We start from the raw sequence: 19,382 nt of genomic DNA, 5'->3' as shown, positions 1-19,382 counted from the left end.
CAAGCGACTTAAAATCGATATTTCAAACCAACTAAGGTATCATAAAAATTATTGATTTCGCCTGTAGGAAATTCCCAGCGTTGATATCCAATCTGTAAATCAACAACCAGGCGGTGTGCTAATATTGGAAATTCATAGAGCAGATTTGCAAAATCATTCTTTAGCACAATAAAATCAACCGTCGTCAAATTGGCCAAGTTAGGGCTATGGCCTATACCCACAGTTAAAGAAATGGAATGATCCTCAGTGGCAAAAAAACGTTTGATCACTCCAGTCATTAACACTGATTTCACATTGGTTTGTGGGACAAAATAGTAGGGAGTAACGCTCAACAAATAATTACCTACAGCATAATTTAATCCTGCAATGTAGGTCATAAAAAAAGTAGGTGCGATGTTCGAATAAATTGCGCCGCCCGTAAACTGGAGAGAACTTGTCAAACTAATGTTTGCCTGTCCTCCATAGGAGTAATCAGAAAATAAATTGGGTTGATTCGCATAGGTGGCAACCAAGTTAAATGATACATCCCGATTAAGCACAGGAGAAAAATCCAACTCATATTGAGGCGCAGTGAATCCTTGTCGTGCTGCAAAATTAATCCGACCACCAAATCGACCGTAGCTCGTATCTCGGGTGTAATAGAGCGAAGAATAATCCCAAATTTGATGAAAACCAGTAACATATGAGTTATCTGTGGTAAAACCGACTTCATTCACCCCGTAGTCATAACGAGGAACAACTTGCTTTACATCGGATAAATATTGCTTCGAATAGACATTGTTCGGATCTAGGGTGAGTATTTTTTTGTTGGTTGCGATCGCGGGAGCATAGGCTGTAAGGTAAGTCTGGATATCGCTTAATTTCATCAGCAATAAAACGCTGTTTGGATTAAGCCGCAATCCTTGTTTAATTACCCTAAGTGCAGTTAAATCACGCCTCTTTGCTATATAATAATTCGCTAAAAGAAGACGCGCATCTTCATCACCCGGATTTTTTTTTAGACGTTCTTTATATAATTTTTTAGCCTCTTCGCTGTCTTCTTGCACTTGAGTTGATGTTGCTTTTGCTAACGCTTTTTTTAAAGGAATTTCCTTCGGATTATTAGTAGTGCTTTTGTTGATTACTGAAGGAGTAATGATTCCCGTCGGATTCACAGCAAAAATTTTATTAGCGAGTAAAAAAAGGGGTATGCCTAAAGCAGTCCCTATAATTCGATATACTTTTTTCATAGAGTAAAAATCAGTCCGTTGAAAGAAACAAACAATAAGTAAGCTAACATCTAGATTGATAGGATTGCAAGTTTTTAATGGGAATAAACCTGATGGTTACGTCATAACCCGGGTTAGGCACACGCCGTAACCCGGAGACAATCATTATTGCTGTATTACAGGAATTTGTGGCGCAGCATTTCGCTTAGGCCCTGGGGTTGCTTTTTGAGTAGGATCTTTTGAAGCATAAGTCTTTTGGGCTTTGGCCTTATTCCCTGCTGTTTGTTTGTTCTGGGCATTCATTTGCTCATAGTATTGAGCATTATTATTAGCATGTTCTGAACGTTGCATATCCATGCATGCACACAAGCCTAGAGACAAAGCAATACCAAAACACCACTTAAGTGATTTTAAATTATACATATTCAGCTCCCTGCTTTGTTATTTTTAGAAAATTAAATATAAATCAAAAACTTTAAAATCACCACCCAAATCATAGAAGAATTTTTTTTTTTGATTAAAAACCCATATAATCAAAAGCAAATTACTCTTCAATAAAGGACTAATATGATCTATCCGAATATTCTTGCCACCATAGGACAAACCCCCATAGTAAAAATTAATCGTCTTGGCCGTGAGCTCGATTGTGAGTTGTATGCAAAGTGTGAGTTTTTTAATCCAGGTGGTTCTGTTAAAGATCGTATCGGGTATGAAATGATTGTTAATGCAGAACGAGATGGGCATATTAAGCCAGGTGATACACTGATTGAACCTACTTCTGGGAATACAGGAATAGGGATTGCCCTCGCAGGTGCGATATTAGGCTACAAAGTAATTATTACTATGCCTGAGAAAATGAGTCAGGAAAAGCAATCCGTTCTTGAGCTCCTCGGAGCCACGATCTACCGTACCCCAACAGAAGCAGCTTATAATGATCCGGAAAGTCATATTTCTCTAGCTAAAAGACTGAATGAGGAAATCCCTAATTCCTATATTCTTGATCAATACGCCAATCCGAATAACCCTAATGCGCACTATCATGGTACCGCCCAGGAAATTATTGATGATTTTGGTAAGGACTTACACATGGTTGTTGCCGGAGTAGGAACTGGAGGCACAATTACTGGTGTTGCTAGACGCCTTAAGGAATATAATCCGGAGATTAAAATCATTGGTGTTGATCCCGAGGGCTCTATTCTTGGTGGTGGAACCGAAATTAAATCCTATGCAGTAGAGGGCATAGGCTATGACTTCTTTCCAGAGGTTTTAGATAATGATTTAATTGATAAATATATTAAAACAAACGATCTTAATTCATTTCGAACTGCAAGGGATTTAATCCGTGAAGAGGGGCTATTGGTAGGAGGTTCTTCCGGGGCGGCAATGTGGGCCGCACTACAAGCTGCAAAATCTTTAAGTAGAGGACAAAAATGCCTGGTTATTTTACCTGACTCCATTCGCAATTACATGTCTAAATTTGCCCATGATGAATGGATGAAAGAACAGGGATTTTTATAAACTTTAACATTTAACACGGAAATGGAATCTTGACCCCGGATTAAGACTGCGTCTAACCCGGGCTAAGTTACCTAGTCAATCCAATAGTAGAGCGCTTTTCTAGTTCATCAAATATAGTATCGGGATCAACTTGCTTTGTGGTAATCCAGTCTGATAAAGCGTTTGCCAATAGCTTAATCGTTTGTTGTTCCCCTTCCTCGGGGGCATCAGCAATAACCGGCTTTCTTTTGGACTGCTCCAAAGCGGCCACAGATACGGTATTTTTCGTTTGAGGTAAATACTTGATATAAAGTTCTCTTAATCGCTTGTGTAACAGTTCGGGGGTTAATTCTTCATCTCTAGCCGTGCTAAAAATGGCGGTGCGATAGTTATCATAAGAGTGCAACAGCTGTTTATTGTCCTCTTCGATTAGGTGAATTATGTCACGCAGAGTTTCCCCTTGCTCCTTTGTATTCTGAACAGGCTCAGGCGGATTAATTGCTAATTGACGAACATAGGCAAAATCTTTTTCATGTCCTTGCTTTACAGCAGGGAAATAACGTTCCTGCTTTCCTTCCCCTTGAACTTGAATCACTAAATTCATTTTATGCATTATGCTTCTCCATCATATACTTCTTTTTTCCTCAGTTCCTTTCCGAGTTCTTTAAAAGATAATGTAATACTAATCCCCAATGTCTGAGCCAAGGCATTTAAAGCACTTGCTGGTAATTGGACTTTGGGATCACGCAAATAACTTTTGGGAGTTTCCGCACTTAATCCATCAAACACCTCACGATACATCAAAGGATGTGTATAAAGCTCGTCCACTGCCAACTGCCGCAAAACATAAGCCATACACTCTACTAATTCGGACTTACGAGAACTATTGAGTAACATCCCCATCCGTTCCGGAAGTGTTAAATAAGGCTGGTTGCTAATATATTTGGGAAAGTGTAGATAAAAACGCTCCAAAATTTTTTTCAAGGTAGCATCATTACCCCGTTGGGAAGTACTTTGCAACGAATCGATCATCGCCACCGCAACAGCATGAAATTGTTCTGTACCCACGTTGATAAAATTGTATTCTGCACGTGGCTTTGGTACTAAAAAAAACCCGCCATAATACTCTCCCACCCCTCAATATAATTTCATTCTAATGAATCAAAATTAAGGAAATATTAACTTACGAACCTCATGATCATAAATTTACAATGGTGCTCACTTTTCTAAAATAAAATTATAGTAATAAAATTACACTTAACATTATAATTCTATACTAGATGCTGTAATTTTACTCGATTACACAGTAATAAGACAGTGATTAATATTTTTTATACTTTGCGTTTATATGAAATTTCGGCAAACTACATTAAGGAAAGTTCCGTACATCCTTTATAATCTTTTTCTATCAAAGCGGCGTACTTCCATAGGAAATGCATTATAAAACGAAATAAACCAGGTGTATTAACAATTCCTAATTTGGAATGGCACATAATTAAAGGATTATTTTGAACCACTGGATACCCTATTTTTTTTGCTTACTTCTTGTCCTTTTTACCCTGCTCATTCATGTGCGGCTCCGAAGAAGGCAATTCCATGTAATTCGCTGGCAAAAATCATTAAATATACAAAGACACGCTCAAGTGTTCCACCAACTCTACACAAATGTCAATGGGTTCATGCTGTCACAAAATGCCCGTCAAGCAAACGATGCAATGGAATATGCATATGGAGAAATCGAATTTTCATCATTCATCGCTCTTTTATCCTTAACTAACCCCGATGAAACTACTGTATTCTATGATCTAGGCTCAGGAACAGGTAAAGCAGTACTGGCTTGTAGCATGGTCTTCCCTGTATGCAAAAGTGTAGGGATTGAATTGTTTCCCGAACTCTATTCTGTAGCATGCAAACGAGCCGAAGAATTAGCACACATAGCAAATTATGCAATGCAGGCAAAAAAGATTAAATTTATTTTAGGTGATTTTCTTGACATGAATTTAAACGATGCAACGCTTGTTTTTATAAATTCTACTGCTTTTTTTGGACCTCTATGGGAAAAGATCTGCGCTAAGCTCGATCATTTATCGCATCTTAAAACGATCATTACCACCAGCAAGGCATTATCCTCTACCCATTTTACGTTGATAAAACGTACTAAAGTTGAAATGAGTTGGGGGGTTGTTTTTGCCTACATTCACTCTAGAAAAACTACTGCGACTAACTGTGTTGAAAATATTGAATAATTTTTTTCCCGGTCTATACTAATAAAACAAGGGACCATTGTCAGCGCCTAATCTGTATTGGTAGCAGACTTTGAAACACGCGACAACACGAGGTGGGTATGATCAAATCGGAACTCATTGAACAAATCGCTGCTCGAATGACGCATCTTACTGAAAAGCAAGTTGCTGATGGTATAAATAAGATATTGGAATTAATGAGTGAAGCACTCATTAAAAATCAAAGAATAGAAATTCGGGGTTTTGGCAGCTTTTCTCTCCATTATAGACCTCCACGCAATGCCCATAATCCGAAAACAGGTGAAAAAGTTGTGACTAAAGCGAAATACAGTCCGCACTTTAAACCAGGAAAAGAATTACGCGAGCGCGTTGATGCATCACGTGATAAATATAAATTACCTGATGAAGAATAGGTGAATTTGTTTCTTGCTCGCTATGGCCTCCAAGTGCAGCCCCGGGGAAGGACGCAGACCTTACCCGGGTTTTGCGGGGCGACACCAGTCATCATCATCCTGAGGCGTTTAGGATGAAGGCTCTCCTGATTTGAGCATCTTCATCTTACTCATGTTCCATACTGGAGTTACTGCCTATCCTCAGAATAACATATCCTTAAGTCCGTGGTAGAGTAACGCCCGTTTGTCCTTGGTATTTGCCGCCACGATCGCGATATGAAACAGCACACACTTCTGTGGCCTCTAAAAATAACATTTGTGCTACGCCTTCATGGGCATAAATCTTGGCAGGCAATGTAGTAGTATTCGAAAATTCCAAAGTGACATGCCCCTCCCATTCCGGCTCTAAAGGAGTCACATTAACGATAATTCCACAACGCGCATACGTAGATTTGCCCAGGCAAATGGTTAAGACATTACGTGGTATTCGAAAATACTCTACCGTTCTCGCCAAGGCGAACGAGTTAGGCGGAATGATGCATACATCCGATTGCACATCCACAAAGCTGTTTTCATCAAACGCTTTAGGATCCACAATAGCAGAATTAATATTGGTAAAAATTTTAAATTCATTAGCACAACGAACATCGTATCCATAGCTGGACACACCGTAGGAAATAATTCTTCCATTTTCATTTTCACGCACTTGTCCGGGCTGAAATGGAGATATCATTCCATGCTCAAGCGCCATTTTTTTCTATCCATCTATCTGATTTGATCGACACAGTAAAAACCTCTTAAATGCTTCAAAATGAGTGTTCTATCATAAAAGCAGAATAAACGAAAGATTGTATTTATATTGCCCCAAAAGATTCATGACTTTCTATTGAATACTTTCTCTTCAATAAAATCGTTTATACTTGATATATAAGTTAAATAATTACTGGATACAAATGGATGAAGAAACCCCTAGTTATAGCCATGCGGCCAGGCAAATTGGCTTCGTAATGAGACATCATTACCTCGATCTCTCAGAAATTAAATTAATTAAAAAACTGATTCAAGACAGTTATAACACTTTTGGTCAATTACATCATAATAAAGTATTTTTGAACTTAGGTTTATGGGACAAACAAATCCATGACGAATATAAAGAACTAAATTTTGATTTTTCTAAAATATCTGAAGTACAAGATATTTATTCACAACTGCTTCTTTATACCCTGATTAGGCCATTAATAAAAGCTCAATTTTTTAATAAAAGATTGCTTGAGATAGGGAGTGGTAATGGTCTTGGTCTTAAAGCAAGTTCTCAATTATTAAAAACTAACTATGCATTAGGTGTCGATTTGGTTAACCGATTGGTAATCAATTCCAATCGACATTTTTATGAGCAAGATAAAGTGAACTATATTCAGTCCGATGCGGAAAATCTGCCTTTAGGAAATGAATGCTTTGATATTGTTACCAATCTTGAAAGCTCTCATCTTTATCCTCGAATTGACGACTTTTTTTCTGAAGTTGAACGCGTCTTGTCTTTAGGTGGTTTTTTTTGTTATGCAGATCATTATTTTAAAATTAAAGATCAATCCAACAAATTAGAACGATTTATTAAAAACAGCGGCAAATTAAAAATAATTCAAAAAACCAATATTACCAAGCAAGTACAAGCCTCTCTTTATCAACGTCTCATTGTCAATGAAGAAGGATTTTATAGGCAAGCCTTGTCTATTGTTGGGGATGACATGGGTAAATTTATGTCCGAACTTCCAACTATTGCTGCGGTCTGTGGATTAATATTTCTTCCATGGTGGAAAATCAGATTTAAAAATCCTGCGCTTAATTACGTTGCAAAATACGCCCGCAAAGAAAAATTCTGGGGTAAAAAGTATTATTTTTATTATCTTATTCAAAAGGTTAAGCGATGAAAATAAAAAAAATACAAGAAGTGGAGTACGAATATGGTCATGAAGAATACATTAAGCATCTCATTTATCGCTCAAAAGAACCTATTTTAATAAAAATAAAAAATTTTACCGACAAGTTTTCTATTGATTATTTTGAAAACCTTCTTGAAGGTATAATAACCTATGATACTTATGAAAATGATAGTTGGAAATCCTATAATAGCGGCGATTATACTACGGTCATGTCGGAAATTAAAAAGAATATGCCGTATCGAATTTTTGGCCAGACATTTCCGCTGCACTCTAAAGCGATAGAACGACATGTACCTCTTTGGCAAAAAATTCCACTTCGGCCAAGATACTTCAATAAGAAGCTAAAAGTTGTTTATTTTTTTGGCGGCAGGGGGGCACATACTGAAATACACTTTGATAGGGAACATTGTTGTAATCTTCATCTATGCTTAAGTGGCAAAAAACAAGTGTTATTATTCACTCAAGATCAAAGCCACTTTATTTATAAACTTCCTTACGTTGGTGACAGTTTGTTGGAATTTGGCCAGCCATGGGATTTATTATCGAAACAATTTCCGCGATTAAACCAGGCAGAAGGGTATAACATCACGCTCGAACGAGGAGATATGCTATTTATGCCTAAAAATTGTTGGCATTACACGACCTATCTTGAGGCCTCCGCTGCGGCCACCTATATTTTTTACCCTCGAAAATTCTTTCAGTTTTACGGATATTTTACCGGTTACTTTTTTATGGGGTACAAATCACCGAATGGTTTTAGAATTTGCGATTGGCCTTTATTTGAAAAATTTAGTCGCCGTTATGCCCTAGCAGAAGGGAAAAAAAAGTCTTTATTTAAAATAATTGAAATACTTTCATACATAATTCTACTCCCAACAATCAGTATTCTGACTCTGATTGCCTTTAAATTAAAACCGCGACGAGTTTATTAATCTCCCCCAAAAATATACTGCATTCGAGGCCTGTAAGGTGGTTGCTGGGTGAAGCGCCGCTAAACTCAGGCATGACTTTGCGATCACCCAAGCCATAGTCCTAATTTAAGTTATGGTTTTCTTGATGCCATATTGGACAAAATATCACCCAGCTCCATCGGCATTGGGAACACAATTGTTGAGTTGTTATTGCTGGCTATAGCGGCTAATGTCTGCAAATAACGTAACTGCATCGCTTGCGGTTGCTTGGCCAATACTTGCGACGCTTCCAATAATTTTGCTGAGGCTTGCAACTCTCCTTCAGCATGAATCACTTTAGCACGTCGCTCACGTTCTGCTTCCGCCTGTCTGGCAATTGCACGGATCATACTTTCATCCAAATCAACGCGCTTAATTTCAACATTAGACACCTTAATACCCCAGTTGTCTGTTTGGGCATCCAATATTTTTTGCACGTCACTATTTAATTGTTCGCGCTCGGAAAGCATTTCATCCAGTTCATGTTGCCCCAGTACGGACCGGAGTGTCGTTTGTGCCAATTGACTGGTTGCTTCATAATAATTTTCTACCTGGATAATTGCATTTTCTGGTGCCACTACGCGAAAGTATAAGACGGCGTTAACCCTGACAGAAACGTTATCTTTGGATATTACGTCTTGGCTCGGAACATCCATGACAATGGTCCGTAAGTCAACTCGTACTACTTGTTGGATTACCGGAATAATAAGGACTAAACCAGGTCCTTTAACGCGCCAAAAGCGACCTAGCATAAACACGACACCTCGTTCATATTCTCTAAATACTTTGACTGCTGATATTAAAAGCAGCAGGATCAGCACTAAGACTACCGTTAAAAAAGGTCCCATTTTTACCCTCCTTGATTCGCTGCATCTTCTTCGATTTCCAATACAAGACCCGAAGTTGCAATGACTTTTATTGATTGGTTGCCAGCAATAAATTTTTTTGAACGAACGCTCCAAATTTCTCCATGAATTATTGCTTGTCCTTCCAGATTAATGTCGCCAAGTGTGCGTCCCTTAGCTCCTATCAATACACCTACACCATGTTTTACACTTTGCTGTCTTGCTTTTATTGCCATACCGAGCAAAATCACAAAAAGCAGGATATTCACTAACACCATAGCCGCTATTGCCGACCAAGCGATGTGGTACCACGCATTATTGGTATCCAGTAACATGATAGAACCGATAATAAATGCAATTGTCCCGCCGCCCCCTAAAGATCCGTACGCCGGAATGAATGCTTCCGCGATGATAAACCCTATTCCTAATACAATAAGAAAAAAACCCGCATAATTAATCGGTAACAGTTGGAATGCATAAAGTGCAATACACATTGATATCACACCAATTACGCCGGGTAATAAATGTCCTGGATTAACCAGTTCAAAAAAAATACCATATATCCCGAGTAACAACAGCAAATATGCCACAGTCGGATCAGTAATGATCGATAAAAATCGGGTACGCCAATCAGGCTCAATTCGCTGAATCTGTGGATTGCTGGTATTGAGCTTGATGGTTTGATTGTTTTGCATTACTGATACACCATTTAACTGCGTCAGTAAGTCTTGTTCATCCGTTGCAATGAAGTTAATGACCCCTTCTTTTAAAGCTTCAGTAGCAGTTAATGTCTCCGCATTCTTAACCGCGTTTTGGGCAAAGTCTGGATTTCGCCCTCTAAGTTGGGCCAATGAGCGTATTGTTGCCACAGCATCATTAGTCATTTTTTTATCCATGGTTGTTTGCTTATTGGACGTCTCACTGCTAAAACCAGTAGCGTCTATATTGACTGGGCTTGCTGCTCCCAATTGTGTTCCTGGTGCCATAGCGGCCAAAGTGCTGGCATAAAGCAAATAGGTTCCTGCACTCGCCGCACGCGCACCATTTGGACTCACATAAGTTACAATAGGAATCTTGGATGATAAAAATTTTTGAATTATCGACCGCATTGCTTCATCAAGCCCGCCGGGAGTATCAAGAGTGATCAGGATTAAATCTGCTTGTTGTGCTGTATCAATAGTACGCACCACATAGTCTACGGTGGCTGGACCAATTGGCCCTTTGATATTGAGTTCAATAACTTTTGATGCGTACGCAGAGGAATAGATGAATAAAATAGCTAACAAACCGAGCTGAAATATGAAGACCATGATACCAGAAGGTGAGCGTTTGGACCTTGGCATGTTGTACGATTTACACATGCTCCTTTCCTTTATGAAATACCCCGTATATGATAAAAGATAGCACAGTTTGTATTCTTTATTGCGGCGAACCTTGCGCGCAACTCGACTGTCCTAAGATTTCTTGTGATGAAATATTGTAGCGTGTATCAGTAGGTTGGGCTTTGTCCAAAATCTTTTAACACAAATTCGCTAAGGATTTTTTGTTGGGCCAAGGCCCAACCTACAGTATTGCTTACCCTTTTTAGGTGGATAGATTTTTTAGAAATAAACTCCAATCTGAGCCGAAACAGTATCTGCCGTGCCGCCTGTTCCTAGTGTAGGTGCATTTACAAGTCCTGGAGGTGCTGCACCATTAGCAAATTGATTTTTCCCATAATCTATTTCATGTCGGTATTCGATGCTTTCGACAGTATCTTTCCAAATAGAAATATTAAATACTCCGATAAAACGTTGTTCCGGGAGATTTAAAGCCAGTGCGTCTTTAGTCCATTGATAACCAACCCCTATGGAAGAGGGTCTGTGAAACGCTCTAAATGTCATATCAATTTCAGTTTGCAATGCCTGCGGTTGCGCACCTCGACCATTAAAGCTTAAATCTTGGGCCCTGAATGCCTCGACTGCACCAACCCATTCAGCTGCAAAGTTAAAGCGGTCAAATGCTAAGTTGCCGTACACATCAACTGCTTGGGTTTTACGTACTGCTTCATTTCCATTAAGCAAGGAGCCAAAACCACCGAAAGTTCCTGGGTTGGCGGCGGTATTTTGCATTCCAGCTGCATCATTAATCGAACTGATGTAGCTTGCGCCCACCTCACCATGAATTTCGTTAAATGCATAGGTATATCCCGCATTCACCCCACCTACACCTGCCCTTCCTGTCGTGGTGTCGCTTCGATAGATGTAAGTCGCGACAAATGGCCCTGTATCCTCTTGTGATTTATAACCGAGAATAAATGGTCTTGTTTTCGTGCGTGCCATATCCAAAGTTAATGGCGAGCTGATCATCGAGCTGGAATAACGCCCAAAGGGGACATACAATTGCCCAGCGGTAAAATAAAATGGAGTTCTATCCAGATTACCAATATTCACAAAGCCCATATTTAAGTTAAATGCTGAATTATTAATTCTTGGGCCAACCTCTGGTGGACTAGCATCATAAGCTATCGCAATATAAGCCTCAACATTTTGGTTTAATGCCGCCGCAACATCTAACTCACTTGACCCTAGAGTTAAATCAACATTAGTACCTCCAACATAATTACTGTTGATCATGCCTACAGGTTCAGCTTTACCACTGAGCGCAATGATTGGTCTTTCGGGGATTGGATATCCCATGGTTTGATATGCTCTATATAATCTTCGACGTTGTTGCATCAAGCGAATGTCGCGGTTGATACTCGAAATATTTACAATATAGTCAGAGCCATCAAACGCAGGTCTATCCCCTAAATACGGCGACGCGACTACGGGCGTTCCTGCAATGTAGGTGACAACACGATTGTCCGCAACTAAAGCAGTTGGGTAAAATCCTATTGACTCTGGATGTTCTACAGGAGTGTGTACTGATAAGGTTGATGAATGATATTTAATCATTTTATCTTGATGAGCATTATGATGCTCATGTTTTTTTCCATGCTTTTTAGGAGAAGCTGGTTCTTGTTTCTTTGCCTTTTTATTCGTATGAGTTGAATGGGTCCGTTTATTTGAAACAAGTTCCTTTTGTAAGGTATTTAATTGAGTTTGAAGTTGTTCTGCTTGTTTTTGCAAACGAGCAATTTGACGCTGCAACTGTTGATCATGTTCCGCATAGAGTGGCGATGATAAACAGACTAGAGCCAATATGATTTTTTTATACTGCATGCGGTACTCCTGTTCATTATTTTTACTTCCACATCGGATAGGGCAGAAAATTATATCTTGGTAAACAAGGAGTGGCTAGCTTATTTTTCACAAATTTGCCTAAATTTTGCAACTTAATGATTTGTATAAAAAAAACCCATAGCGTATGTATGGGTTTCAATTGAATGATTGTCTTGAATTAGGGAATTGTCGCTATTTTAGGCATTACCAATTAACTTCAGACCAAAATAGGGACCAAAAACTCCATAATCAACTGGACGAACAGGACCAACTAAGTTGGGGAATAATTGTTCTTGCAACACGTTAAAGTAATTGACTACTTGATAGCCGGCTTGAATATTTGCCACGCCTATTGGTGTGTTATGTGCATAATTCACCCCAAGTTTTGCTTCCAGGCTTGGAACTACGCCTTTTTTACGGAAAAATACTTGTTCTACAATAGCCTCAGTCGGTGATACGACAAAACCCGCATGATACTTATTTGTTCCAATGAGGATGGAGCCTGCTCCGTTTGCGGTTAGACTGAGTGAATTCGTAATATAATAGGAGTAATCAATTCCGACAACTGGTCCGATACCTTTGTAATCAGTATTGTCGAATTTGGTAAATGGGTTACTTCCAATAAATGGAATTTCCTCGGTTATGTAGTAGTTTTTAGAAGTTGATTCAATATTCGCATATTGTAAACCCCCATAGAACCGCATCTTATCTCTCATGCTGAGATCGGTGTACTGCCCCATAACCACGTTAACTTGGTCTATTCTATTACGACTAATTAAATCAAAAGGAGCCGGAATTGCCGGTAAGCCTATTGCAGGGATAGTAAGAACACCTAAAAATTCTGTTGGATCAATGGATGTACTAAAATGCATCCAGTTAATTGTGATATCATTTCCAGTGTTAAAATGATAAGAACCTTCTAAACGATAGCCCCAATTCCAATCACTATTAATTTCTTTATTTTCAGGCAATGCCCCCAATTCTACGGCTTTGGCAGGACCATAAATTGATCTTAAATATAGCGCTTGTGCACCAAAGTCCCAGAGATTTGTGATACATGGAACGGTAACATTACTTGGGGTGCATGCTGGACCCATGCTGCCTGCAGTAGCTACGCTTGCTACCAATCCTAACACAGATATAGTTGCTTTCTTAAACATGAATACTCCATTAGAAAAAAAAAGCCCATCATTAATGACGGGCTTTCATAAGATCTTAATCAATTAAGAAATTAAACATTTCCAACATACTTCAGACCGAAGTAAGGACCAGCAGCACCGAAGTCAGTTGCAGTAACTGGCAATACGGTTGCATTCAATGCATGGAAGTAGTTGAACCACATGTAACCAGCATCCAGAGTTAAATCACCTTGTGCCATAGCATAAGTGTAGTTAGCACCTAATTTAGCTTCTAATTCTGGAACAATCGCAGTTCTGTTTCCGCTAACATCGAAATCAAACACTTCAGCACCAGTAGCAGGATCGAAAGTATCAAAATCAAATCCGTGCTTCGCTGTACCAACTAATATTGCAGTAGCTGCTTTAGCATAAATACCAAAACCGTTACCGAATACGTAGTTCATGTCGATACCAGTACGTGGACCAAAACCGTTGTATTGAGTGCTACCTTCGAAGCCTACATCAACGCCTGCTTCACCTTCGACAGCTTCAGGAGCTTCAAAAGCAAATGCATGAACGCTTCTCTTAATGCTAGCGAATTGGAAACCACCATGGAAACGGATTTTCTTGTTAGCGCTGAAGTCAACGAATTGACCCATTTCACCGTTAACCGCATCCCATCTGTTTTTGTGACCAAAACCAATTAATAAATCAGGGTCAAATGCTGGGTTAAACTCGTGGTTATTCCAACCAGTATCTAAATGATACCAAGTTAAAGTAATGTCATTACCAGTGTTGAAGTGGTAAGAACCTTCAATTTGGAAGCCCCAGTCCCATTGTGCAGACAAATCAGTATCAAGAGAAGCACCAGTTGGGGTAACATCCAAATCTAAAGAAATGTTGTTATCAGTCATTACTTGTAAAACAAGAGCTTGTCCACCGATATCCCATGCACTGCTTGGGCAAGGAACAGTAACATTACCTGGGGTGCAAACTGGGCCCATGGTACCAGCGAATACTGCACTGCTACCTAAAGCAAGAACAGCTAACGCTGTTTTTTTCAAATTTAACATGCTTATCTCCACTTTTTATTATTATTTCCGTTCGTTACCAATTTTAATATTGAGCAACGGTACGCATATTCGCTCTATACCGAGAGCGTACCTTGCTCAATTATCTAACCGGACTTTCATAAAGTCAACAGTATTGATTAAATTTATTAAAATGATAGCGAATTAAACGTTTCCTATATACTTCAGACCGAAATAAGGACCAGCGGCGCCAAAATCAGTAGCAGTTACAGGCAGAACGGTCGCATTTAACGCATGGAAGTAGTTAAACCACATGTAACCAGCGTCAAGAATCAGGTCGCCTTGTGCCATTGCATAGTCATAGCTAGCACCTAACTTAGCTTCTAATTCTGGAACAATCGCAGTTCTGTTTCCGCTAACATCGAAATCAAACACTTCAGCACCAGTAGCAGGATCGAAAGTATCAAAATCAAATCCGTGCTTCGCTGTACCAACTAATATTGCAGTAGCTGCTTTAGCATAAATACCAAAACCGTTACCGAATACGTAGTTCATGTCGATACCAGTACGTGGACCAAAACCGTTGTATTGAGTGCTACCTTCGAAGCCTACATCAACGCCTGCTTCACCTTCGACAGCTTCAGGAGCTTCAAAAGCAAATGCATGAACGCTTCTCTTAATGCTAGCGAATTGGAAACCACCATGGAAACGGATTTTCTTGTTAGCGCTGAAGTCAACGAATTGACCCATTTCACCGTTAACCGCATCCCATCTGTTTTTGTGACCAAAACCAATTAATAAATCAGGGTCAAATGCTGGGTTAAACTCGTGGTTATTCCAACCAGTATCTAAATGATACCAAGTTAAAGTAATGTCATTACCAGTGTTGAAGTGGTAAGAACCTTCAATTTGGAAGCCCCAGTCCCATTGTGCAGACAAATCAGTATCAAGAGAAGCACCAGTTGGGGTAACATCCAAATCTAAAGAAATGTTGTTATCAGTCATTACTTGTAAAACAAGAGCTTGCCCACCAACGTCCCATCCAGTACTTGGGCATGGAACTGTAACGTTACCTGGGGTACAAACTGGCCCCATGGTACCAGCAAATAGTGAACTGCTGCCCAAAGCTAATATAGCCAAAGTTGTTTTCTTTAAACTTAACATGCTTATGTCTCCGCATAAATTATTATTGTTTCCTATTTCTATTGATAACTCTCTACTAGGAGTTGTCATTAGCATGCCTTCGTCGCTTCAGGTCGATGCATGCAACAGTGTGAGTATTAGCAGTGGAATGAAATAAGTCAAGAAGATTTACTAAAAAAAATTAATATTTTTCAATGAGATATGTCTTTTTTGCCCATTGGATATTTTTTTTGAGCAGCATGGCAATTCTTTAGATCGTCATGCTGACAGTAATCCTCTGTAGCCATGACCAATAAAATTTGCACTTAAAATGAAATGCTAAGGATAGTAATATAGAGAATAAATTATAACTTGCAACCATTATTTTAATTAAATGACTTATAAATGGTTTAAATATAATTTTTCACATCTATTTCTTGATGAGCGTGATCTCGACTCTTCGGTTTGCTGCTCGGCCCGCATCCGTATCATTTCTAGCGATAGGATAAAGCTCACCAACCCAAGTCACATGGAGCTTTTCTTTAGGAACACCCAGTTGCAATAAATACTTTTTAACGACCCGTGCCCTGTCTTCAGATATTGCATTGTTATAACCCTTACGACCATTCGCATCAGCATAACCCACTACTCTTATTTCTTGTATTTGAGGGTCTGCATCCACATAGCGGGCAATGCGACGCAATTGATCTTTATAGGCATCCGTTAACTCTCTATCATCTTCATTATAATGGAACACACTTTCTCTTATTTGTTGGTAATCAAACGGCAATAGATTTCCAATACATTCTTGATATCGGGAATAAGGTTTCTGAAATCCAATAGGGGATAAGGCAACTGTGGTACTAAATCCTGTTTCGGCACGGTAAATGAAATTGGGTTCATAACCCTTTAATAAAAAGGTCAGTAACTTTAAAGTTGAGTCCCGTCGCAGATAAATACCGTATTCGCCCGGTTTAACCATTAATTGCCCCGCTAAAGCGATAGGCCCCTCTGGCTTCCACATAGGTGATTTTATAATCAGTTTAGCGGGTAAATAGCGCTGGACTTCATCCCAAGTACGTAAGATAAAATGGGGTGATTTTGTTGCATATTGTTCAAAATACGCGATCCCATAATTTGGAATGGTAAGAGATAGGCCGCATCGAAGTGGATTACGGCTTACGCGCCATCCCTTTGCCCCTAGGGGATTTGCAAAATGAACTTGTGTCATTGGGTAAGCTGTACTTATATTAAGCATGGCGCTCAACGCAACACATGTTAGAAATTGTCCTTTGTGATCCACAAATGCCATCTTTTATTCATTCCTGCCGCTTATTTCATGTTATCCTTAGTTATCGGCAAGAACGCAGGAATCTTTACTATGCAAACATTAATAATTAATCGTCCTGATGATTGGCATGTCCATCTAAGGGATAATGAGATGCTACAACATACTGTCGCAGATAGTGCACAACACTTTGCTCGTGCGTTAATTATGCCGAATCTTAAACCGGCTCTTACTACTTTATCTTCCATTAACGCATATAGAAACAGAATTCTAACTGCCATTCCTAAAGGCACGAATTTTGAACCTTATATGACTTTTTATCTCAATGACTCGGTGAGCGCCGACGAATTACAGCAAGCAGCGCATATTCCTTACATTCTCGGAGCAAAACTTTATCCAGCCGGAGCAACAACTAATTCTGAAGCAGGTGCAAAATCCCTAAAAGATCTTTATCCCCTTTTTGAAACCTTACAAAATAGTAACTTGGTACTGCAAATTCATGGGGAAGTAACTCACAGCGATATTTTTGAACGCGAGTCTTTATTCATTGATGAGTATTTAAAACCCATTGTAAAGAATTTTCCCAAGTTACATATTGTTTTTGAGCATATATCGACCCAAGCTGCAGTCGAATTTGTGAATGAAGCACCAGCAACTGTTGCCGCGACGATTACACCACATCACTTATTATACAATCGAAATAAATTGCTCGTTGGCGGAGTCAGACCGCATTATTACTGCTTACCTATTTTGAAACATGAAAGGGATCAAAAAGCATTACTGAAAGCCGCATGCAGTGGTAATCCCAAGTTTTTTGCCGGCACAGACAGTGCTCCACATAGTGTCAGTGCTAAGGAGACTGCCTGCGGCTGTGCAGGAATTTATTCTGCTCCATTCGCGGTTGCTTTATATGCACAAGTGTTTGAGGAGCTGAACCAGTTAAAACAACTCAACAACTTTCTCAGTCGTTTCGGTGCCGAATTCTATCAATTACCCCCCAATGAGCAGACCATTGAATTAGTTAAATCGCCACAGATGATACCAAACCATCTGCCTTTCGGCTCAAGTCAAGTTGTCCCAATTGCTGCGGGTGAAACCATTCAATGGAGTATTCATGAACCCGTACGATAGTTTGCCTTGCCTTAATCTAAAAGAACGATTTCGTGGTTTTTTACCGGTAGTCGTTGACGTAGAAACAGCAGGCGTCGATCCCTATAAAAATGCATTACTCGAAATGTGTATCGTGTTTATTTATATGGATGAACACGGTAATTTTCACCGTGGGGAAAGTTATTTTGAGCATATTTTGCCTTTTCCAGGTGCTGAATTAGATCAAAAATCTCTGGAATTCAATCAAATTGATCCTTATCAACCCCTGCGTTTTGCTATTGATGAGAAAATTGCGTTAGAAAATTTATTTCAGCCTATTTTTGCTGCGCTTAAAAAAAACTCAATGCCAACGCGCTGTGTTGGTCGGCCATAATGCATGGTTTGATTTGTTATTTATAAAGGAAGCAATAAAAAGAACCGGTGTTAAATCGCCATTCCACGCCTTTACTTGTTTTGATACAGCGACATTGGGCGGATTCATTTATGGACAAACGGTATTAGCCAAAGCAGCTCAGGCAGCCAAAATTCAATTTAATGCTCAAGAAGCGCACTCAGCAATTTATGACGCAGAAAAAACTGCTGATTTATTTTGTCATATGGCCAATATGTGGAAAATGATGCAAGAAACTGCAACGAAATGCAGTAAGGGATGATTCGATTCAAATTCTCGAGAACGTGGTTCAAACTGGTATTCAGTTAAAAAAGGCTGTTCTCCCCGTAAAGAGAAGATGTCCATAAGGACAGATGAGGGTATTAATTGTGCTGAATGCCTTCTCACTTCACCCCCTCTCCTTGAATGAGAAGAGGGGGTTCTTGATACTCTAATTATAGGTTTTCAGAATGCTCTGCCAAATAAGCAGCAACACCTTCAGTAGATGCCTTCATACCTGCTTTACCTTTTTGCCAGCCTGCAGGACAAACTTCACCATTTTCTTCAAAGTGCTGTACCGCATCAATGATTCTTAAAATTTCATCCATGTTACGACCAATAGGCAAATCATTAACGATTTGTGAGCGAACTACGCCATTCGTATCGATAATAAATGCGCCTCGGAATGCCACACCTGCAGCGGGATGTTCAACTCCATAAGATTGGCAAATACTATGGGTAATGTCAGCAGCCATAGTAAAACGAACAGGACCTATGCCTCCCTTATTAATAGGAGTATTTCTGTATGCATTATGAGTAAAGTGTGAGTCAATAGAAACAGCAACCACTTCAACATTACGGCTTTTGAACTCATCGATTCGATGATCTAAAGCAATCAATTCAGAAGGACATACAAAAGTAAAATCAAGAGGATAAAAAAACACGAGACCGTACTTACCTTTTAAGTGCTCGTGTAAATTAAATTTATCCATAATCTCACCGTTAGGCATAACAGCCGCTACGGTAAAATCAGGGGCTTTTCGTCCCACTAATACACTCATTCTC

At 39.4% G+C, this 19,382-nt stretch carries 18 protein-coding genes and 2 pseudogenes; 7 read left to right on the top strand and 13 right to left on the bottom strand.

Annotation, left to right across the window (positions count from 1 at the left end; all coding sequences use genetic code 11):
- Positions 1-8: 8 nt before the first annotated feature.
- Both EL022_RS03560 and EL022_RS03555 read right to left on the bottom strand, forming a co-directional pair.
- Positions 9-1,229 (bottom strand): YaiO family outer membrane beta-barrel protein, encoded by a 1,221-nt coding sequence (locus EL022_RS03560; protein ID WP_028382388.1) that lies wholly within the window; start codon positions 1,227-1,229, stop codon positions 9-11.
- Positions 1,230-1,373: 144 nt separating this feature from the next.
- The gene (locus tag EL022_RS03555; protein WP_028382387.1) at positions 1,374-1,631 is read right to left on the bottom strand and encodes a hypothetical protein; all 258 of its coding nucleotides are present in this window, start codon (positions 1,629-1,631) and stop codon (positions 1,374-1,376) included.
- Between the two features lie 144 nt (positions 1,632-1,775).
- Here EL022_RS03555 and EL022_RS03550 point away from each other — a divergent pair, with 144 nt between their 5' ends.
- A complete protein-coding gene (locus EL022_RS03550) occupies positions 1,776-2,726 on the top strand; it encodes a pyridoxal-phosphate dependent enzyme (RefSeq protein WP_028382386.1) in 951 nt (316 codons plus the stop codon).
- Positions 2,727-2,793: 67 nt separating this feature from the next.
- Here EL022_RS03550 and EL022_RS03545 read toward each other — a convergent pair whose 3' ends face one another.
- Positions 2,794-3,318 carry a hypothetical protein gene (locus EL022_RS03545; protein ID WP_035901331.1) on the bottom strand — a complete coding sequence of 175 codons (525 nt, stop codon included), beginning with the start codon at positions 3,316-3,318 and terminating at the stop codon, positions 2,794-2,796.
- Positions 3,318-3,839 (bottom strand): transposase, encoded by a 522-nt coding sequence (locus EL022_RS03540; RefSeq protein ID WP_126325087.1) that lies wholly within the window; start codon positions 3,837-3,839, stop codon positions 3,318-3,320. The genes EL022_RS03545 and EL022_RS03540 overlap by 1 nt, the downstream gene beginning before the upstream one ends.
- A gap of 374 nt (positions 3,840-4,213) precedes the next feature.
- Between EL022_RS03540 and EL022_RS03535 the strand changes: the two genes are divergently transcribed.
- Together EL022_RS03535 and EL022_RS03530 are read left to right on the top strand one after the other, a co-directional pair.
- Positions 4,214-4,951: a methyltransferase gene (locus tag EL022_RS03535; protein ID WP_028382384.1), complete on the top strand. Its 738-nt coding sequence runs from the start codon at positions 4,214-4,216 to the stop codon at positions 4,949-4,951.
- 98 nt (positions 4,952-5,049) lie between these two features.
- Positions 5,050-5,361, top strand: a complete 312-nt coding sequence (locus tag EL022_RS03530) for an integration host factor subunit beta (RefSeq protein WP_028382383.1) — start codon at positions 5,050-5,052, stop codon at positions 5,359-5,361.
- Positions 5,362-5,557: 196 nt separating this feature from the next.
- On the opposite strand, the pseudogene dcd reads toward EL022_RS03530, so the two are convergent.
- Positions 5,558-6,125: pseudogene (gene dcd / locus EL022_RS03525) on the bottom strand (dCTP deaminase).
- Positions 6,126-6,293: 168 nt separating this feature from the next.
- Here dcd and EL022_RS03520 point away from each other — a divergent pair.
- Together EL022_RS03520 and EL022_RS03515 are read left to right on the top strand one after the other, a co-directional pair.
- Positions 6,294-7,268 carry a class I SAM-dependent methyltransferase gene (locus tag EL022_RS03520; protein ID WP_028382381.1) on the top strand — a complete coding sequence of 325 codons (975 nt, stop codon included), beginning with the start codon at positions 6,294-6,296 and terminating at the stop codon, positions 7,266-7,268.
- Entirely contained in the window at positions 7,265-8,212 is a 948-nt protein-coding gene (locus EL022_RS03515; RefSeq protein WP_028382380.1) for a cupin-like domain-containing protein, read from the top strand. The genes EL022_RS03520 and EL022_RS03515 overlap by 4 nt, the downstream gene beginning before the upstream one ends.
- A gap of 110 nt (positions 8,213-8,322) precedes the next feature.
- Here EL022_RS03515 and EL022_RS03510 read toward each other — a convergent pair whose 3' ends face one another.
- From EL022_RS03510 to EL022_RS03480, 7 genes are all read right to left on the bottom strand, one after another.
- On the bottom strand, positions 8,323-9,078 hold the full coding sequence (locus EL022_RS03510) for a slipin family protein (protein WP_028382379.1): 756 nt from the start codon (positions 9,076-9,078) through the stop codon (positions 8,323-8,325).
- A 2-nt stretch (positions 9,079-9,080) separates the two neighbouring features.
- Positions 9,081-10,385, bottom strand: a complete 1,305-nt coding sequence (locus EL022_RS03505) for an NfeD family protein (RefSeq protein WP_241972271.1) — start codon at positions 10,383-10,385, stop codon at positions 9,081-9,083.
- Positions 10,386-10,676: 291 nt separating this feature from the next.
- Positions 10,677-12,278 (bottom strand): LbtU family siderophore porin, encoded by a 1,602-nt coding sequence (locus tag EL022_RS03500; RefSeq protein ID WP_028382377.1) that lies wholly within the window; start codon positions 12,276-12,278, stop codon positions 10,677-10,679.
- Between the two features lie 197 nt (positions 12,279-12,475).
- The gene (locus EL022_RS03495; RefSeq protein WP_028382376.1) at positions 12,476-13,438 is read right to left on the bottom strand and encodes an Lpg1974 family pore-forming outer membrane protein; all 963 of its coding nucleotides are present in this window, start codon (positions 13,436-13,438) and stop codon (positions 12,476-12,478) included.
- 71 nt (positions 13,439-13,509) lie between these two features.
- Positions 13,510-14,469: an Lpg1974 family pore-forming outer membrane protein gene (locus EL022_RS03490; RefSeq protein WP_126325083.1), complete on the bottom strand. Its 960-nt coding sequence runs from the start codon at positions 14,467-14,469 to the stop codon at positions 13,510-13,512.
- A 162-nt stretch (positions 14,470-14,631) separates the two neighbouring features.
- A complete protein-coding gene (locus EL022_RS03485) occupies positions 14,632-15,591 on the bottom strand; it encodes an Lpg1974 family pore-forming outer membrane protein (RefSeq protein ID WP_126325255.1) in 960 nt (319 codons plus the stop codon).
- 388 nt (positions 15,592-15,979) lie between these two features.
- Positions 15,980-16,861: a flagellar protein MotY gene (locus EL022_RS03480; protein ID WP_035900968.1), complete on the bottom strand. Its 882-nt coding sequence runs from the start codon at positions 16,859-16,861 to the stop codon at positions 15,980-15,982.
- Between the two features lie 69 nt (positions 16,862-16,930).
- On the opposite strand from EL022_RS03480, the gene pyrC reads away from it, so the two are divergent.
- Both pyrC and rnt read left to right on the top strand, forming a co-directional pair.
- Positions 16,931-17,968 carry a dihydroorotase gene (pyrC, locus tag EL022_RS03475; RefSeq protein WP_028381398.1) on the top strand — a complete coding sequence of 346 codons (1,038 nt, stop codon included), beginning with the start codon at positions 16,931-16,933 and terminating at the stop codon, positions 17,966-17,968.
- Positions 17,952-18,600: pseudogene (gene rnt / locus EL022_RS03470) on the top strand (ribonuclease T). The gene pyrC and the pseudogene rnt overlap by 17 nt, the downstream one beginning before the upstream one ends.
- Positions 18,601-18,772: 172 nt before the next feature.
- Here the strand turns inward: rnt and EL022_RS03465 are convergent.
- The gene (locus EL022_RS03465; RefSeq protein ID WP_028381400.1) at positions 18,773-19,378 is read right to left on the bottom strand and encodes a peroxiredoxin; all 606 of its coding nucleotides are present in this window, start codon (positions 19,376-19,378) and stop codon (positions 18,773-18,775) included.
- Between the last annotated feature and the right edge of the window lie 4 nt (positions 19,379-19,382).

Source organism: Legionella cherrii (assembly GCF_900635815.1).
Taxonomy (GTDB): Bacteria; Pseudomonadota; Gammaproteobacteria; order Legionellales; family Legionellaceae; genus Legionella; species Legionella cherrii.
The sequence above is the reverse complement of the archived record's forward strand: the minus strand, read 5'-3'. Positions and strand labels throughout refer to the sequence as shown.

Excerpts from the sequence above, each read along its gene's own strand:
- EL022_RS03500 (WP_028382377.1), bottom strand. The coding sequence starts at position 12,278 with ATGCAGTATAAAAAAATCATATTGGCTCTAGTCTGTTTATCATCGCCA.
- pyrC (WP_028381398.1), top strand. The coding sequence starts at position 16,931 with ATGCAAACATTAATAATTAATCGTCCTGATGATTGGCATGTCCATCTA.
- EL022_RS03545 (WP_035901331.1), bottom strand. The coding sequence starts at position 3,318 with ATGCATAAAATGAATTTAGTGATTCAAGTTCAAGGGGAAGGAAAGCAG.
- EL022_RS03530 (WP_028382383.1), top strand. The coding sequence starts at position 5,050 with ATGATCAAATCGGAACTCATTGAACAAATCGCTGCTCGAATGACGCAT.
- EL022_RS03515 (WP_028382380.1), top strand. The coding sequence starts at position 7,265 with ATGAAAATAAAAAAAATACAAGAAGTGGAGTACGAATATGGTCATGAA.
- EL022_RS03555 (WP_028382387.1), bottom strand. The coding sequence starts at position 1,631 with ATGTATAATTTAAAATCACTTAAGTGGTGTTTTGGTATTGCTTTGTCT.
- EL022_RS03505 (WP_241972271.1), bottom strand. The coding sequence starts at position 10,385 with ATGGTCTTCATATTTCAGCTCGGTTTGTTAGCTATTTTATTCATCTAT.
- EL022_RS03480 (WP_035900968.1), bottom strand. The coding sequence starts at position 16,861 with ATGGCATTTGTGGATCACAAAGGACAATTTCTAACATGTGTTGCGTTG.
- EL022_RS03485 (WP_126325255.1), bottom strand. The coding sequence starts at position 15,591 with ATGTTAAGTTTAAAGAAAACAACTTTGGCTATATTAGCTTTGGGCAGC.
- EL022_RS03550 (WP_028382386.1), top strand. The coding sequence starts at position 1,776 with ATGATCTATCCGAATATTCTTGCCACCATAGGACAAACCCCCATAGTA.
- EL022_RS03465 (WP_028381400.1), bottom strand. The coding sequence starts at position 19,378 with ATGAGTGTATTAGTGGGACGAAAAGCCCCTGATTTTACCGTAGCGGCT.
- EL022_RS03510 (WP_028382379.1), bottom strand. The coding sequence starts at position 9,078 with ATGGGACCTTTTTTAACGGTAGTCTTAGTGCTGATCCTGCTGCTTTTA.
- EL022_RS03490 (WP_126325083.1), bottom strand. The coding sequence starts at position 14,469 with ATGTTAAATTTGAAAAAAACAGCGTTAGCTGTTCTTGCTTTAGGTAGC.
- EL022_RS03520 (WP_028382381.1), top strand. The coding sequence starts at position 6,294 with ATGGATGAAGAAACCCCTAGTTATAGCCATGCGGCCAGGCAAATTGGC.
- EL022_RS03560 (WP_028382388.1), bottom strand. The coding sequence starts at position 1,229 with ATGAAAAAAGTATATCGAATTATAGGGACTGCTTTAGGCATACCCCTT.
- EL022_RS03495 (WP_028382376.1), bottom strand. The coding sequence starts at position 13,438 with ATGTTTAAGAAAGCAACTATATCTGTGTTAGGATTGGTAGCAAGCGTA.